This window comes from Herbaspirillum sp. RTI4 (assembly GCF_034313965.1).
Lineage (GTDB): Bacteria > Pseudomonadota > Gammaproteobacteria > Burkholderiales > Burkholderiaceae_D > Herbaspirillum.
Window position 1 is genome coordinate 231,778 of record NZ_JAVIWQ010000002.1, and the last position, 14,890, is coordinate 246,667.

13 protein-coding genes and 1 tRNA gene are annotated in these 14,890 nt (G+C 59.1%); 10 read left to right on the forward strand and 4 right to left on the reverse strand.

The window, feature by feature from the left end; translation table 11 throughout:
- Window positions 1-104: 104 nt before the first annotated feature.
- Window positions 105-1,091, forward strand: coding sequence for a D-2-hydroxyacid dehydrogenase family protein (locus tag RGU70_RS01225; RefSeq protein WP_322207610.1), 987 nt, complete (start codon window positions 105-107; stop codon window positions 1,089-1,091).
- 167 nt (window positions 1,092-1,258) lie between these two features.
- Here the strand turns inward: RGU70_RS01225 and RGU70_RS01230 are convergent, their stop codons facing one another.
- On the reverse strand, window positions 1,259-2,029 hold the full coding sequence (locus RGU70_RS01230; RefSeq protein ID WP_322207611.1) for an L-asparaginase: 771 nt from the start codon (window positions 2,027-2,029) through the stop codon (window positions 1,259-1,261).
- 183 nt (window positions 2,030-2,212) lie between these two features.
- Between RGU70_RS01230 and RGU70_RS01235 the strand changes: the two genes are divergently transcribed.
- Window positions 2,213-4,804, forward strand: coding sequence for a chemotaxis protein CheW (locus tag RGU70_RS01235; RefSeq protein WP_322207612.1), 2,592 nt, complete (start codon window positions 2,213-2,215; stop codon window positions 4,802-4,804).
- 72 nt (window positions 4,805-4,876) lie between these two features.
- Window positions 4,877-5,374 (forward strand): asparaginase domain-containing protein, encoded by a 498-nt coding sequence (locus RGU70_RS01240; RefSeq protein WP_322210664.1) that lies wholly within the window; start codon window positions 4,877-4,879, stop codon window positions 5,372-5,374.
- Between the two features lie 41 nt (window positions 5,375-5,415).
- Here RGU70_RS01240 and RGU70_RS01245 read toward each other — a convergent pair whose 3' ends face one another.
- Window positions 5,416-5,904 (reverse strand): SRPBCC family protein, encoded by a 489-nt coding sequence (locus RGU70_RS01245; protein WP_322210665.1) that lies wholly within the window; start codon window positions 5,902-5,904, stop codon window positions 5,416-5,418.
- Between the two features lie 167 nt (window positions 5,905-6,071).
- On the opposite strand from RGU70_RS01245, the gene RGU70_RS01250 reads away from it, so the two are divergent.
- The 7 genes from RGU70_RS01250 to RGU70_RS01280 all read left to right on the forward strand — a co-directional run bounded on the left by RGU70_RS01250 (window position 6,072) and on the right by RGU70_RS01280 (window position 13,832).
- Window positions 6,072-8,135, forward strand: coding sequence for a UvrD-helicase domain-containing protein (locus tag RGU70_RS01250; RefSeq protein WP_322207613.1), 2,064 nt, complete (start codon window positions 6,072-6,074; stop codon window positions 8,133-8,135).
- Window positions 8,136-8,468: 333 nt separating this feature from the next.
- Complete coding sequence (locus tag RGU70_RS01255) at window positions 8,469-9,734, forward strand: TIGR03862 family flavoprotein (protein WP_322207614.1); 1,266 nt, start codon at window positions 8,469-8,471, stop codon at window positions 9,732-9,734.
- The gene (locus RGU70_RS01260; RefSeq protein ID WP_322207615.1) at window positions 9,731-9,964 is read left to right on the forward strand and encodes a SlyX family protein; all 234 of its coding nucleotides are present in this window, start codon (window positions 9,731-9,733) and stop codon (window positions 9,962-9,964) included. Before RGU70_RS01255 ends, RGU70_RS01260 begins: the two co-directional genes overlap by 4 nt.
- A 14-nt stretch (window positions 9,965-9,978) precedes the next feature.
- Window positions 9,979-11,181, forward strand: coding sequence for a DNA polymerase IV (gene dinB, locus RGU70_RS01265; protein ID WP_322207616.1), 1,203 nt, complete (start codon window positions 9,979-9,981; stop codon window positions 11,179-11,181).
- Window positions 11,182-11,250: 69 nt separating this feature from the next.
- Window positions 11,251-12,450 carry a GTP-binding protein gene (locus tag RGU70_RS01270; RefSeq protein ID WP_322207617.1) on the forward strand — a complete coding sequence of 400 codons (1,200 nt, stop codon included), beginning with the start codon at window positions 11,251-11,253 and terminating at the stop codon, window positions 12,448-12,450.
- A 45-nt stretch (window positions 12,451-12,495) separates the two neighbouring features.
- On the forward strand, window positions 12,496-13,419 hold the full coding sequence (locus tag RGU70_RS01275) for a recombination-associated protein RdgC (RefSeq protein ID WP_322207618.1): 924 nt from the start codon (window positions 12,496-12,498) through the stop codon (window positions 13,417-13,419).
- A 128-nt stretch (window positions 13,420-13,547) separates the two neighbouring features.
- The gene (locus RGU70_RS01280; protein WP_322207619.1) at window positions 13,548-13,832 is read left to right on the forward strand and encodes a toxin-antitoxin system HicB family antitoxin; all 285 of its coding nucleotides are present in this window, start codon (window positions 13,548-13,550) and stop codon (window positions 13,830-13,832) included.
- Window positions 13,833-14,077: 245 nt separating this feature from the next.
- Here the strand turns inward: RGU70_RS01280 and RGU70_RS01285 are convergent.
- Together RGU70_RS01285 and RGU70_RS01290 are read right to left on the reverse strand one after the other, a co-directional pair.
- Window positions 14,078-14,154 (reverse strand) — tRNA-Asp (locus RGU70_RS01285).
- Window positions 14,155-14,275: 121 nt separating this feature from the next.
- Window positions 14,276-14,872 (reverse strand): nitroreductase family protein, encoded by a 597-nt coding sequence (locus RGU70_RS01290; RefSeq protein ID WP_322207620.1) that lies wholly within the window; start codon window positions 14,870-14,872, stop codon window positions 14,276-14,278.
- Window positions 14,873-14,890: the final 18 nt, after the last annotated feature.

Sequence of the window (14,890 nt, forward strand, 5' to 3'; positions counted from 1 at the left end):
TGCCTAAGCCGTTGCTTTGCTACGCAAACGCCATCACGGCTGCTACCGCCCCGCGCCCGACAGGAGGGTTCCCTATATAATTTGCGCTTCCCACAGGAGACAACATGAAAATCGCCATACTCGATGACTATCAGGACTGCGTCCGCCAGCTCGATTGTTTCCGCCTGCTGCAAGGTCACGACGTCAAGGTATTCCACAACACCGTGCGCGGCACCGGTCAGCTGGCAGCGCGACTGGCGTCGTTTGATGCGCTGGTCCTGATCCGCGAACGTACCGTTCTGACGCGGGCTTTGCTGGAAAAACTGCCCGCGCTCAAACTAATTTCGCAAACCGGCAAAGTGAGCGGACACATCGATGTCGCCGCCGCAACCGAACAGGGGATTGCGATTGTCGAGGGCGTCGGCGATCCGACTGCCCCGGCGGAACTGACCTGGGCGCTGATCATGGCTGCCGCCCGTCATCTGCCGCAGTACACCGCCCACCTGAAAGCCGGCCGCTGGCAAACCGTTTCCGAAACGCCCCAATACAACCGCATCGGCACCGTCCTCAAAGGACGTACTCTCGGTATCTGGAGCTACGGCAAAATCGGCCGTCTGGTCGCTGGTTACGGCAAGGCCTTCGGCATGCGCGTTCTGGTGTGGGGTCGCGATGCCAGTTGCGCTGCGGCAGCGAACGATGGCGTCGAAGTGGCCGCGTCAAAACAAGCCTTCTTTGAGCAAGCCGATATTGTGTCGCTGCATTTGCGCCTGCTCGACGCCACGCGCGCAATCGTCACGGCGGAAGATCTGGCGCACATGAAGCCGACAGCGATGCTGGTCAACACCAGCCGCGCAGAACTGATCGGCGCAGGCGTATTGGAAGCCGCACTGAAACAGGGCCGGCCCGGAAGTGCCGCACTGGACGTCTTTGAGACCGAACCACTCACGCCCGACGCACCATTATTGGGCATGGATAACGTCGTCGCCACGCCCCATCTTGGTTATGTCGAAAAAGACGGGTATGAGTTGTATCTGACCGCTGCGTTTCAGAATATCGTCGATTTTGCCAATGGCACACCGCACAATGTGCTGAACCCGGAGGTATTGGTGTGAGGTAATGACGTTAAACCCACGCTATTAAAGGGCAAGAAGCAAAGGGGCGAGAAGCGAAGGGGCGATAAGCAAAGGAAGCGCAAGGCAAGTGGTCGAACGGCCTCTGACTTTGCGTTTTCTTTTGCGTTTTCTTTTGCGTTTTCTTTTGCGTTTTCTTTTGCGTTTTTTTATTCGTCGTCTGCACTGTCGCTTGCCAGCATGGGCAAAGACAAACGAACGGCATGGGTGAATTCGACCCGCTCCTGCCGTCCCGCGCTCCAGATCCGGGTAAACCCGGGCGGCCAGGGAAGCGGCGGTCCGGCGTAATCGGGAACGCCACGGCGCACCGCAATCACCGGCAAGTGTTCCGGCATCGGCCCCGACTGATCCCAGCCCAGACTGAACGCATAATCAGGTAGCAAGGCCGCGCAGACATCGGCAAACCAGGCCGTGTGATCCTCATCCCGCTCCAGCGCCCGGGCCAGTCCGTGCGGATCGAAACGCGCCAGCGTACTGGCCAGTTCCGCCGCCGACTCCCCCGGCGTATCGCCCCATCCCATCACCGGATTGAAATTGTAATCGGCGCCCGAACCGTACCAGCCCTCACGCCGGGGACGCTCCATCCAGTCGCGCGAACCGGTGAACAATTGCCAGCGCCAGTGCAGACCGGAGGGCTTGGGCCAGCTATACAAATACAAGCGCTGATAACCGGCCAGATGCAAATCGCGCACCATGGCCATCAGCCTGGCGTGCGGCATACGATCCGGGGGAGTGCCGCGAAACAGGATGGCTGTACCGTCCGCATAATGCACATCATCAGACAGCAGACTCAGATCCAGCGTGCGCATTTCGCTGCCAAAGCGCGCAGAAATCCACCCGGTCAGCAAATTGATGCCCGTCAGCACGCCATAACCACGATGGCGATGAAAAATAACAGTCCCGGGGGCGAGGATTTTCATACGAAGCACGAAAAGGAAAGCAGACAGTGTACTCAATACATCAACCGCAAGTCATGAGCTTAATTACCTGGCCCGCAACTTGCGTAACAGAAAGTGCCGGTCCCCGCTAGAATAGCGCGTTAAAAAATCGATAACGCAGTTGCTTCGCAGTTGCTTTTTAAGCAATACAAACAGGATCTGAAAATGAAAACAACGGAACAAGCATCCTCCCGCGACAGGCGACAAACAGAGACCTTCCTGCCCTACATGCGCGACGTCAGTCGCTGTGAGCAATCACTGCAGGAACTGAACATGATGTGGCGCGTCATCGAAGCCTCGGCCAAGATGAATTGCCCCACGGAAGCCCGAACCATCCTGCCTACCATGGCCGCGACCCGCACCGGATTCAGCCGACTGGAAAGCGAACTGGTGGCCAGTCTGGTGCAGGAAAAAGTCAGCACCGTCATACGGGCCATCGGTACCAAGGCGCAATACGTCATCGACATCGTGGTGCGCAATCTGTTTGAACGCACCGCCGATGTCGGCTTCCTCGCCACCGACCATGAACTGTGCGCCTTCGTCGCCGGCCTGAACGGCGATCAGAGCGCGGCCCATCATCGCTTGCGCGAGTACCGCAGCAAATATACGGTCTACGACGAAATCATCCTGCTCGACCTGGACGGCAACGTCCTGGCGCAAATCGATCCCGATACCCCGCTGGAACATAGCAAAGACCCCTTGCTGGCAGAAACCCTCGCCAGCGATACCTACGTCGAAACCTTTCGCGCCAGCGAGTTGCGCCCGCACAAAGATCGCGCCCTGATTTATTCGCGCCGCATGCACCACCCAGAGACCAACGCCGTCATCGGCGTGCTCTGTCTGTGCTTCAATTTTGAGCAGGAAATGGCCGGCATTTTCCATTCGCACCGGGATACGGAAAACCGCTCAGTCATGCTCCTGCTGGGCAGCGATAATCGCGTCATTGCCAGCGGCGATCCGCTATGGATCAACACCGGCACGCTGGTTCCTGTGAAGAAAAATACCGATGCAGAACTGATGCTGTTTTGCGGCCGCGAATATCTGGTGCGCACCTTCTCCTCGGACGGCTACCAAAATTATCCGGGGCCGACAGGATGGCAGGGGCAGGTCATGATCCCGGTTGAAATTGCGTTCAGCGGCATCGTCAACACCATGCTCAGCGAACTCGATCCCGGTGTCGCGGAAGGTTTGCTCTCGCACGCCAACACCTTCTGCACGCCGCTGTTCGACATCATGAATGCCGCCAAAACCATTCAACGCGTAGTGTGGAACGGCCAGGTCATGACGGCCGGCCAGAACGGCGAACTGGACAAACTGAAAACCATCCTCGACCAGATCAGCGAAACCGGCAACCGCACCAACGAACTGTTTGCGCAATCGATACGCGATCTGTATCAGACCGTCCTCTCGTCAGGCATGCGCGAAGCCGAATTCACTTCGCATTTACTGGTCGATCTGCTCGACCGCAATCTCTACGAACGCTCCGACGATTGCCGCTGGTGGGCGCTGACGCCGGAACTGCGCACCGCGCTGGCGTTGCCGGAGCAAGATGCGGCGTTGGCCGAAAAGCTCACCGGCATCCTGACTTACATCAACGATCTCTACACGGTCTACACCCGGATTTTTGTCTACGACCGGCACGGCGTCATCATCGCCAGCACCGGCCCGCAAGACGGCCCTATCGTCACCGGCGAGCGCATCGATCCCGACACCCTGAGCCGCGTACTGAAACTCGACACCACGCAGGACTATCACGTCAGCCCGTTTGCCGCGACCACGCTCTACGACAACGCCGACACCTACATCTATCACGCCGCAATCCGCGACATGGACAATGCCAGCCTCATCGTCGGTGGCATCGGCATCGTCTTCGATTCGACGCCGGAATTCGTCAACATGCTCAACAGCGGTCTGGGCGACAAAAAGAACATGGCCGCCTTCTTCATCGATCGCAACGGCAGGATTTTATCCAGCACCGACCCGACGCACGCAGTCGGCTCGCAACTGACCATCGATGCCGACCTGCTGCAAATCGCCAAAGGCGAAAGCGCTTCCAGGATCACTGTCCACAATGACCAATACGCCACCGTTGCCTGCACCGCCTCCAACGGTTACCGGGAATTCAAGGTCAGCGACGGCTATCAGGAAGACGTTATCGCCGTGGTATTCGAATCCTTCGGTGCCGTGCGCAACAGCGGAATGCAGTCTGCCGGCAGCGCCGGCTATGTACTGGAAGCCGATGTGCCACACACCGATGCCAGCGAATACGCGACCTTCTTCTCCGATCAACATCTGATGGCCATCGACGCCGCTCATATCCTGGAAGCCGTTCCCTTTTCAGAAGTACAGCCGACCTCAATGAGCGAACGGCCGGCGCAGATCGGGGTACTGAGTCTCAAGCACGACGACAACATCAAGGAATTCATCTGGGTCTTCGATCTGGGCCACCTGGTGCGCGGCACCCTGTCCACTATCAGCGCCAACAGTCAGGTGATGATTACGCGGCACGGCAAACACACCATCGGACTGATGGTCGACGAACTGCATGCGGTCACGCAATTCAGCCCCTTGCAAATCATCCCCACCCCCTTTGCCACGCCGGGCGTGCCAATGCTGGCGACCAAAGTCATCAAGGCCAACAAAGGCACTCTGTTGATTCAATCGATTGATGTGGAGCGGCTATTTACGCTGGTGCTGGACGGACAACTCCCGCCAGAACCGGAAGAGGAAATAACGCCCTTGCTGGCGGCGGCCTGAACCAGACAGCGCAGCACCGACCGGCAACGGCGCTGCGCTATGATGGAACCAACTCCCTTTCCCGGCTCCAACATGACACTGCACATCCTCGCCAGCGGCGGCACTTTCGACAAGCATTACGATCCGCTCAGCGGAAAACTCGGTTTTGGCGAAAGCCACTTGCCAGCGGCCTTGGCGCGCGCCCGCCTGACCGTTGAAACCACACTGGAACTCTTGCCGCCGCTCGATTCGCTGGACATGCAGCCCGCCGACCGTCAGCGCATCCTCGACGCCTGCCGCCGCTCGACGCACAGCGCCGTCGTCATCCTCCACGGCACCGACACCATGCCGGAAACCGCCGCCGTACTCGGCGCAGCCCATCTGCCGCGCACCATCGTGCTGACCGGCGCCATGATCCCGTATGAGATTGACGGCTCAGATGCCTTGTTTAATTTGGGATTTGCCTGCGGCGTCGCGCAAACCTTGCCGGCCGGCGTCTATATCGCCATGAATGGCCGGATTTTCGACTGGGACAAGGTGGTGAAAAATCGTGGTGAAGGGATCTTTGAAAGCGCTGCGGCGGCAAAGTAGAACGACAGCAAGCCGTCTATTTCGCCCCTATTTAAGCCTATTCACCCCAACTCCCCCGCCTCTGCCAGTTCCCGAATCACCCGCACCGTATCGATATCAGCCGCTTCCCAGGCCGAACGGCGATAGTTGTTGTAAAACGCCGCTTCGGTGCCGGGTTCGTCCGGCTGCGCGTCGCTATACTCAAAACGCACGAACAGCATGTCCGGTTCCGGCTCTTCAATCGTCATCCGCAAACTGGATGCGACGATCTCGCCCTGCGCCGGCACATCGTAATGCACATGCGTCAAGGGGATGAAATCGACCACATCCGTCACGGTCAGCTCACCGTAACGCAAGGTGCGCCGTATTTGCGTCGGAATAGCGGCGTCGATTTCCTCGCCCGCCAGCAACTGGCAGGCATCCAGATGCGGCACGAACATCCTCGGTGTTTCGGCACGCGCAATCAGGCCGCGCCACAACTGGGCGCGCGTCAGCGGCTCTGCCAAGGGCAGCAAGGGGTCGTTAATTTGAATCAGATGATTGAATTTCATGGCAGCAACAAAAAAGAAACGAAAAGAAACTGAAAAACCGACCTGCGCAGCCCACAAACGCCGTATCGCCCTCAGAATGCCAACTGTCGATTGTCCCATATTCAGCAATTCGCCACGCCCTGTACAATGACAGCCTTCCCCAGCCGCCGCCAAAGCCTATCCGCCGCATGTCCTCCGCCCCAGCCAATATGATGAACGCGCCGCAGCGCGAAGCGGTCAATTACATGGACGGCCCCTGCCTGGTGCTGGCCGGTGCAGGATCGGGTAAAACCCGCGTCATTACCCAGAAAATCGCCCGCCTGATCGAACATTGCGGCTACGAGCCGCGCCATATCGCCGCGCTGACCTTCACCAACAAGGCCGCGCTGGAAATGCAGGAGCGTATCGCCAAGCTGCTGAAAGAACCGAAGCAAGCCAAGCATCTGACGGTCTCCACCTTTCACTCGCTCGGCGTCAAAATTCTGCGTCAGGAAGCGCGCCATCTGGGGTTGAAAGACCGCTTTTCCATCATGGACAGCGACGACTGTTTTTCGCTGGTGCAGGATTTATCGGCCACTACCGACAAGCAAGTGATCCGCCGCATCCAGGGTGCCATGTCGCTCTGGAAAAACGGCCTGATCGACGCCGATACCGCGCTCAAGAACGCCGTCGATGAAGAAGAAGCGCAGGCTGCCCGCGTCTATCGCAGCTACGTCGCGACGCTGTCGGCGTATCAGGCGGTCGATTTCGACGATCTGATCCGCTTGCCGGTGGAATTATTCCGCAGCAACGAAGAAGCGCGCGACAAATGGCAGCGCCGCCTGCGCTATCTGCTGGTCGATGAATATCAGGACACCAATACCTGCCAGTACGAACTGGTCAAGCTGATGGTCACCGGCCTCGGCAAGAAGCCGATGTTTACCGCCGTCGGCGACGACGATCAGGCCATTTACGCCTGGCGTGGCGCGACGATTGAAAATCTGAAGACGCTGCAAGTCGATTTCCCCGACCTCAAAGTCATCAAGCTGGAACAGAACTACCGCTCCACCACGCGCATCCTGCACGCGGCCAACACCGTCATCGCCAACAACCCCAAGCTGTTCGACAAAGTGCTGTGGTCGGAACATGGTCAGGGCGATCCCATCACCGTCATGGCGATGGAAGACGACGAACAGGAAGCCGATCAGGTCGCCATCATGTTGTCGGCGCACCGCTTCGACCGCCGCGCCAAGTTCTCCGATTACGCCATCCTGTATCGCGGCAACCATCAGGCGCGCGTGATTGAAAAATCGCTGCGGCGCGAACGCATCCCCTACACCATCTCGGGCGGCCAGAGTTATTTCGACCGCGCCGAAATCAAGGACATCATCAGCTACCTGCGCCTGATCGCCAATCAGGACGATGACCCGGCCTTCATCCGCGCCGTCACCACCCCCAAACGCGGCGTCGGACAAGCCACGCTGGAAGCCTTAGGCACCGTCGCCGGTCAGTGGCAATGCTCGCTGTTTGAAGCGGTCTACAAAGGCGGCATCGAAGCCAAACTGGCCGACCGCCAGCTCCTGCCGCTGCGCCAGTTCTGCGATTTCATCAACCAGCTCGAATCACGCGCCAGTCGTCCCGGCCCCTCCGGCAGCGGCGACAATGCCGCCACCGTCCTCGACGACATGATGAAAGACATCAACTACGAAGCCTATCTCTACGACAGCTTCGACGATAGGCAGGCGCAGGGAAAATGGCAAAACGTGCTCGACTTCACGCAGTGGCTGAAAGAAAAAGGCCGCGGCGGAAAAGAGCGCGATGCGGAAGAAAAAAATCTGCTGGAACTGACGCAGATGGTGGCCCTGATGACCATGCTCGAAGGCAAAGACGAAGACCCCGATGCGGTGCGCATGTCGACCCTGCACGCCTCCAAGGGACTGGAGTTTCCGCATGTGTTTCTGGTCGGCGTGGAAGAAGGCATCCTGCCGCACAAGGGCGATCCCGACGCCCCCGCCGACACGCTGGGCGCCCGTATCGAAGAAGAGCGTCGCCTGATGTATGTCGGCATTACCCGCGCCCAGCGCAGCTTGCAAATCAGCTGGTGCAAAAAACGCAAACGGGCGCGGGAGCATGTGCATTGCGATATGTCGCGCTTCATCAAGGAAATGAAACTCAACGAAGGCGACGCCCTGCCCACCGAAGCCGAAACCATCACGCCGCAAGACCGGCTGGCCAATTTGAAAGCCTTGCTGCAAAAACCCAGGGCGAATTGAGTCCGACCGGCGTGCCGCCGGATCCTTCGATACGGCGCGATGCGCCTACTCAGGACGAACGGCATGTGATGTTGAAGCAGCAAATGCCGGATCCTTCGTTACGGTGCGATGCGCCTACTCAGGACGAACGGCATGTGATGTGAAAGCAGCAACCTCTGCCTGACAATGCGGGGGATTTTTCAGTTTCAACACCCACTCACCGTTCGTCCTGAGTAGGGATGAAATCCCTTATCGAAGGATCCGGCGGCACGCCGGTCTGAAGTCTACGTAGCTAAGCAGTCAAAGCAACACCTTTCCAGTCCTTGTTTTACCTTTTACGTAAAGTCCGAATCCATGTCTGAACTCTCCCCCATCCCCTCCGTTGCCATCATCGGCGGCGGCCCTGCCGGACTAATGGCGGCAGAACGTCTCGCCGCTGGTGGTGTGCAGGTCGATCTGTACGACGCCATGCCTTCGGTCGGTCGCAAATTTTTGCTGGCCGGAAAAGGGGGCCTCAACATCACCCACGCCGAAGCCTATCCGCAGTTCCTGCAACGCTATGCCGACCGCCAGACGCAACTGACGCCGCTGCTCGATGCCTTTAATCCCGACACGCTGCGCGCCTGGGTGCAGGAACTGGGCATTGATAGTTTCGTCGGCTCCTCGGGCCGGGTCTTCCCGACCGACATGAAAGCCGCGCCGCTGCTACGCGCCTGGTTGCATCGGCTGCGCGCCGCTGGCGTGCGTTTCCACATGCGCCATCGCTGGCTGGGATGGGACGCAGAAGGCGCGTTGCGCTTTGCCACGCCGGACGGAGAGATCAGCATCCCCGCCGCCGCGACCGTGCTGGCACTGGGCGGTGCGAGCTGGCCGCGTCTCGGCTCGGATGGTGCCTGGTGCGCGCTACTGCAACAACGCGAGGTCAGCGTCGCCCCCTTGCAAGCGGCCAATTGCGGTTTCGATGTGCATTGGAGCGAACACTTGCGCAGCCGCTTTGCCGGTCAGCCGCTCAAGTCAGTCGCCGCCTGGACCGCCGCTGACGGCAGCGACCGCAAGGCCGGTGAATTCATGCTGAGCGAACAGGGCGTCGAAGGCAGTCTGGTGTACAGCCTGTCCGCCTCCTTGCGCACTCAATTGCACGCGCAGGGCCGCGCCGATTTGCACCTTGATTTGCTGCCTGACCGCAGCCTCGAATTCGTTACCGATGAACTGCTGCGTCCCCGAGGCGCGCGCTCGCTTTCCAGCCACCTGCAAAGCCGGCTCGGATTGAAAGGCGTCAAAGCCAGCCTGCTGCGCGAACTGGCCAGCGCCGAAGATTTCGCCGACCCGGTGCAACTGGCGCAACGCATCAAGTCGCTCGCCATTCCCCTGATCTCGGCACGGCCTATCGCCGAAGCGATCAGCAGCGCCGGCGGCGTCAGTTTCGATGCGCTGGATGCGCAGCTCATGCTCAAGGCCATCCCCGGCCTGTTTTGCGCCGGCGAAATGCTGGACTGGGAAGCCCCCACCGGCGGCTATCTGCTGACCGCCTGCCTCGCCAGTGGCCGCGCTGCCGGCGATGGCGCGCTGACGTGGCTGACCGCGCAATCTGCCGACCAGCGTCAAGGAGAACCGGCATGACATCGCCCCTCCCCGCAGCCATTTCCGAAGAACGTCTGATCGACATCGAAATCAAGCTGGCGCGCCAGGAAGACCTGCTCGATTCACTGAGCCAGACCATCTACCAGCAGCAAAAGAAAATCACCGAGCTGGAATTGCTGTTGCAAGGAATGGCGCGGCGACTGCGACAAGGCGGCGACAGCGATAACGAACGCGCTGCTATCGAACATGAAAAACCGCCGCATTACTAAACAGGCGACCGGTCATGGCGATCGATGAATCCTCTGTCGGGAGCGCTGCCGGGAGTGCTGCGGCAAGCCCGCCAGTAAGGCGCATCGCCCACCTCGACATGGATGCCTTCTACGCTTCGGTCGAACTGCTTCGCTATCCCGAATTAGTTGGCCAGCCAGTCGTCATCGGCGGTCGTAGCGTCGATGCGCCTGCCGTGCTGGAAGACGGTACTCGCCAGTTCGCCCGCCTGCGCGATTATGTCGGGCGCGGCGTGGTCACTACCTCCACCTATGCAGCGCGGGCGCTGGGCGTCTTTTCCGCGATGGGAATCATGAAAGCGGCCAAGCTGGCACCGGACGCCATTTTGCTGCCGGTTAACTTCGACGCCTATCGCCACTATTCGCGGCTGTTCAAAGCGGCAGTGGCGAGTATCGCGCCGCAAATAGAAGACCGTGGCATCGACGAAATTTATATCGATCTGGACGGCCTGGAAGACGATACGCTGGCGCTGGCGCAAAGGATCAAACAAGCGGTGCGCGATGCCACAGGATTGTCGTGTTCGATCGGCGTGACACCCAATAAACTGCTCTCGAAAATCTGCTCCGATCTGGAAAAACCGGACGGCCTGACCCTGCTTGGCATGGCCGACATCCCCACCCGCATCTGGCCGCTGGCGGTGCGCAAAGTCAATGGCATCGGCCCCAAGGCCACGCTTAAACTGGCCGCACTCGGCATAGAAACCATCGGTCAGTTGGCGCAAGCTGAGCCTAGTCTGCTGCAAACCCACTTCGGATTGAGCACCGCCAGTTGGCTCATGCAAGTGGCGCAAGGAATCGATGAACGGCCCCTCTCCTTTGGCGGCGAACCGAAATCCATCAGCCGCGAAACCACCTTTGCCCGCGACCTGCACGCCCGTCAGGATCGCGAGGAATTGTCCGGCATCCTGATCGCCCTCTGCGAGCGGCTGGCCGACGATTTGCAACGCAAGGGCTATCTCAGCCGTACGATAGGCATCACTCTGCGCTACGACGATTTTCGCCGCGTGACGCGTGACCTGACTCTGCCCGTCGCTACTGCCGACAGCGCGGCGATTTTGCAGGCAGCGCGTGAATGCCTCAAACGCGCCCCGCTGCAACAACGTCTGCGACTGCTGGGCATACGCGCCGGTGCGCTGGTACATCGCGATGCCGCCGAAGCCAGCCAGCCACGGCCTATGCAACAGCAATTGCTGCTTTAGGGCCTGCCGGCGGGGGCTTGACGTCACGTATATACTGATCCATTGCCTTCTACCGCATCGAGCCTCCCCATGGACAACGCCCCGCTGATTCCTCTTTCCCTGCTGACCGGTTTTCTGGGCAGCGGCAAAACCACCCTGCTCAATCACCTGCTCGGCCAGTCCGCGCTCAGCGACACACTGGTCATCATCAACGAGTTCGGCGAAATCGCGCTCGACCATCTGCTGGTAGCGCACAGCGAAGAAAATACCGTGGTCGAAATGAGCAGCGGCTGCGTCTGCTGCACCATTCGCGGCGATCTGGTGCAGACCCTGCGTGACATTACCTGGCGCTTCGCCCGCGAAGGGCGTCGACAATTCAACCGCGTCATCATTGAAACCACCGGACTGGCCAATCCGGTGCCTATTCTGCATACGCTGATGACGGACAAGTACATCGTCGAACATTACCGGCTGGACGGCATCATCGTCACCGTCGATGCCGTCAACGGTATGGAGACGCTGGACATGCAGCAAGAAGCGGTGCGACAAGCCGCTGTTGCCGACCGCCTGCTGCTGACCAAGAGCGATCTGGCTGACCCGGCTCAACTGACGGCCTTGCAGGAACGGCTGACAGCCATCAATCCCGCCGCCCGGCAGATACTGGCGGTCAATGGCGAAGTGGAAGTGGCTGGCTTGATTGACCTCGGTTTTTTCAATACCGAGATGAAGATTCCCGATGTTGAGCGCTGGCTCAATGAAGCGGCGTTCGAAGCCTCACAACCGGCCTATCTGCCGGTTGCTGCGCCCGCTGCCGGCGCTTCCTTGATGAATGCCGGCAAGACGCGCAAATCGGTATCGCCCGCCGCGCAGGAACTGAATCGTCACGACGACCGGATTCACGCTTTCTGCTTCAGTTTCGATCAGCCGATTGACCCGCAGCAGTTTGAAGACTGGCTCAGTCTGGTGATCAGCCTGACAGGCAGCAATATTCTGCGCATCAAGGGCATTCTCAATCTGGCCGGTCAGCCAGGGCCGACCGTGATCCACGGCGTGCAGCATATTTTTCATCCCACCGTGATACTGCCGGAGTGGCCGTCGGAGGATCATCGCAGCCGTCTGGTGTTCATCACCCGCGATGTCACGCGTGACTATATCGAACGGTTTTTCATGGCTTTTCTGGGGCCGCGTACGCCCGTGTCCGGCAGTGCCAGCGGGATGGAGCAAGGCAGCGCAGATTCTCATGCCGATCCCCATCTGGCGGCGACGCAAACCCGTGGCGCGCTCCACTGAGCCGAGCAGCGGACGTGTAGAATACGGCCTTTTGTCGGGACCGCCATGTGGTTTAAGAATCTCCAGATTTATCGACTGCCCGCACCGTGGGCAGTCAACGCCGACCAACTCGAAACCTGGCTGGCGCCGCAAGCCTTCGCCGCCTGTTCCAGTCTCGACATGCAAAGCCAGGGCTGGCTGTCGCCGCGCGGCAATGAGCGCCTCACGCATGTGGTCAATCAACAAATCCTGCTGCAACTGAGCACCGAGAAAAAGCTGTTGCCGGCGACCGTCATCAATCAGGTTTCCAAAGCACGCGCCGTCGAAATGGAAGAGCAGCAAGGCTTCGCTCCCGGTCGCAAGCAGATGAAGGAACTGAAAGAGCAGGTCACGGATGAGTTGCTGCCGCGCGCTTTCAGTATTCAGCGCAGCACCTGGGCCTGGATCGATCCGGTCAATGGCTGGCTGGTAGTCGACGCCGGCAGTGCCTCGAAGGCCGAGGAAGTATTGAAGCTGCTGATTAAAGGCATTCCCAAATTTCCGCTGGAGACGTTGCGTACCGTCCGCTCGCCCCTGAGCGCCATGACCGAGTGGCTGGTGGCCGATGAAGCGCCGGGCGGCTTTGGCATCGATCAGGACACCGAATTACGCGCCAGCGGCGAAGGCAAAGCCACCGTGCGCTATACGCGCCACGCGCTGGAGGCGGAAGACGTGCGCCGCCACATCGAAGCGGGCAAGCAATGCACCCGACTGGCCATGACCTGGGACAGCCGGATTTCCTTCGTGCTGACCGAAACGATGACGCTCAAACGCATCGCGCCGCTGGACGTGCTCAAGGAAGATTCCGACAACATGACCAAGAACGATGACGAACGCTTCGATTCCGATTTCATGCTGATGACCGGGGAGCTGAACAAGCTGCTCAAGGATTTGGTCGAGGCGCTGGGCGGGCAGCTGACGGAGAATGACGGGAGTGGCAAGGCAGGGTAAATCGCGATAAGGAATGGCTGTTTTAATTGAAAAGCGCAGGGTGTCGGATTGACCGACAGTCTGCGTTTTTTTATGCCCCGGTTGCTCAAGCAAACAACCGACTCTTGGGGAATCTGGAGTGTTTAGAGGTGGGCGAACAAACCGCAAATTCGTCCTTGCCTCCAAGCCTGTCAAATTTATTGGATTATTGCAGTCGATACCCCATTGTCTTTGCGCATCACTGGATTGGTCGCCTGAATGCGATTCCGTCGCCAAACAGCGCTGGTATTGCGTCTGGAAAATTCGTCGCTCGCGTCCCCAAAACAATTCATGCTCAGCTCGCTACTCGGGCCAAAGCGGAAGGCGTTTCTCTGAATACCTTGGTGCTGGCATTTATTGCCGAAGGATTGGGGCGGCGCGATCATCTCGCTTGAGTCGACTACGCATTCTGCATCTACAAATAAAAACGCCCGCTTGCGCGGGCATTTGTATTCTGGCGGAGTGGACGGGACTCGCCTACACCTTGCAGGCCGCCAAGGCGCATGCATGCGCCTTCCTTCGATTCCCGCCGTGAGCCGCGCAGGCGGCTCACTCCCCTCCACAGAAGGCGAAGCCCGCACGCGGGCTTCGATACTGAATCTATAAATAAAAACGCCCGCTTGCGCGGGCATTTGTATTCTGGCGGAGTGGACGGGACTCGAACCCGCGACCCCCGGCGTGACAGGCCGGTATTCTAACCAACTGAACTACCACTCCTGGTAAGGCACAACTGCAATCCGGCGTTGTCGCTACCGCATTGCTGAAGGTTGGCTATTCTATAGAAGCTTGTATCGAAACTCCAGCCTTTTCGATAACAATCTACTATTTAATCCGAATATCAGGCCTTGAAGATACCTTCAAAAGCAAATGACGACACCGGCAGGCGCGGACTAGGCGATTCACGTCCCTGCAAACCCTCTGGCAGTGTCGTTTTGTCGCCCTCTTTGCCCACCACTACCGCCGCTTCCACTGTATAGCCATCAGGAATGCCCAGCACCGTGCGCGCCTTGTCCTTGTCGAAGCCAATCATGGCATGCGCCTGCCAGCCCGATAAGCTCGCTTGCAAGGCCAGATAAGACCAGGCCGAGCCTGCGTCGAAGGTATGCGCAACGGCAGGGACTTCATCTTTGCCACCGGGCGGTACAAAGTTGTCTTTCGAAATCACGACAAACAGAACCGATCCGCTCTTGGCCCAGCTTTGATTGAATTCATTAAGCAAACCCAACAGGCTGTCCCAATGCGCCGTGCCTTTGCGTGCGTAGACAAAACGCCATGGCTGCGAATTGTAGGAAGAAGGCGCCCAGCGCGCGGCTTCCAGGAAGGTGTTGACGGTTGCTTCGGAAATGTCTTCGCCGGTGAAGGCGCGTGGCGACCAGCGATTCAGAAATTGCGGGTCGACGGGGTAATCGGCAACACGGGGATTTGCTTGTGGCATGAGAGGGTCCATGTGAGT

Coding starts and splice junctions, on each gene's coding strand:
- RGU70_RS01270 (WP_322207617.1), top strand. CDS start 11,251: ATGGACAACGCCCCGCTGATTCCTCTTTCCCTGCTGACCGGTTTTCTG.
- RGU70_RS01245 (WP_322210665.1), bottom strand. CDS start 5,904: ATGAAATTCAATCATCTGATTCAAATTAACGACCCCTTGCTGCCCTTG.
- RGU70_RS01250 (WP_322207613.1), top strand. CDS start 6,072: ATGTCCTCCGCCCCAGCCAATATGATGAACGCGCCGCAGCGCGAAGCG.
- RGU70_RS01225 (WP_322207610.1), top strand. CDS start 105: ATGAAAATCGCCATACTCGATGACTATCAGGACTGCGTCCGCCAGCTC.
- RGU70_RS01240 (WP_322210664.1), top strand. CDS start 4,877: ATGACACTGCACATCCTCGCCAGCGGCGGCACTTTCGACAAGCATTAC.
- RGU70_RS01260 (WP_322207615.1), top strand. CDS start 9,731: ATGACATCGCCCCTCCCCGCAGCCATTTCCGAAGAACGTCTGATCGAC.
- RGU70_RS01275 (WP_322207618.1), top strand. CDS start 12,496: ATGTGGTTTAAGAATCTCCAGATTTATCGACTGCCCGCACCGTGGGCA.
- RGU70_RS01230 (WP_322207611.1), bottom strand. CDS start 2,029: ATGAAAATCCTCGCCCCCGGGACTGTTATTTTTCATCGCCATCGTGGT.
- RGU70_RS01255 (WP_322207614.1), top strand. CDS start 8,469: ATGTCTGAACTCTCCCCCATCCCCTCCGTTGCCATCATCGGCGGCGGC.
- RGU70_RS01235 (WP_322207612.1), top strand. CDS start 2,213: ATGAAAACAACGGAACAAGCATCCTCCCGCGACAGGCGACAAACAGAG.
- RGU70_RS01290 (WP_322207620.1), bottom strand. CDS start 14,872: ATGCCACAAGCAAATCCCCGTGTTGCCGATTACCCCGTCGACCCGCAA.
- dinB (WP_322207616.1), top strand. CDS start 9,979: ATGGCGATCGATGAATCCTCTGTCGGGAGCGCTGCCGGGAGTGCTGCG.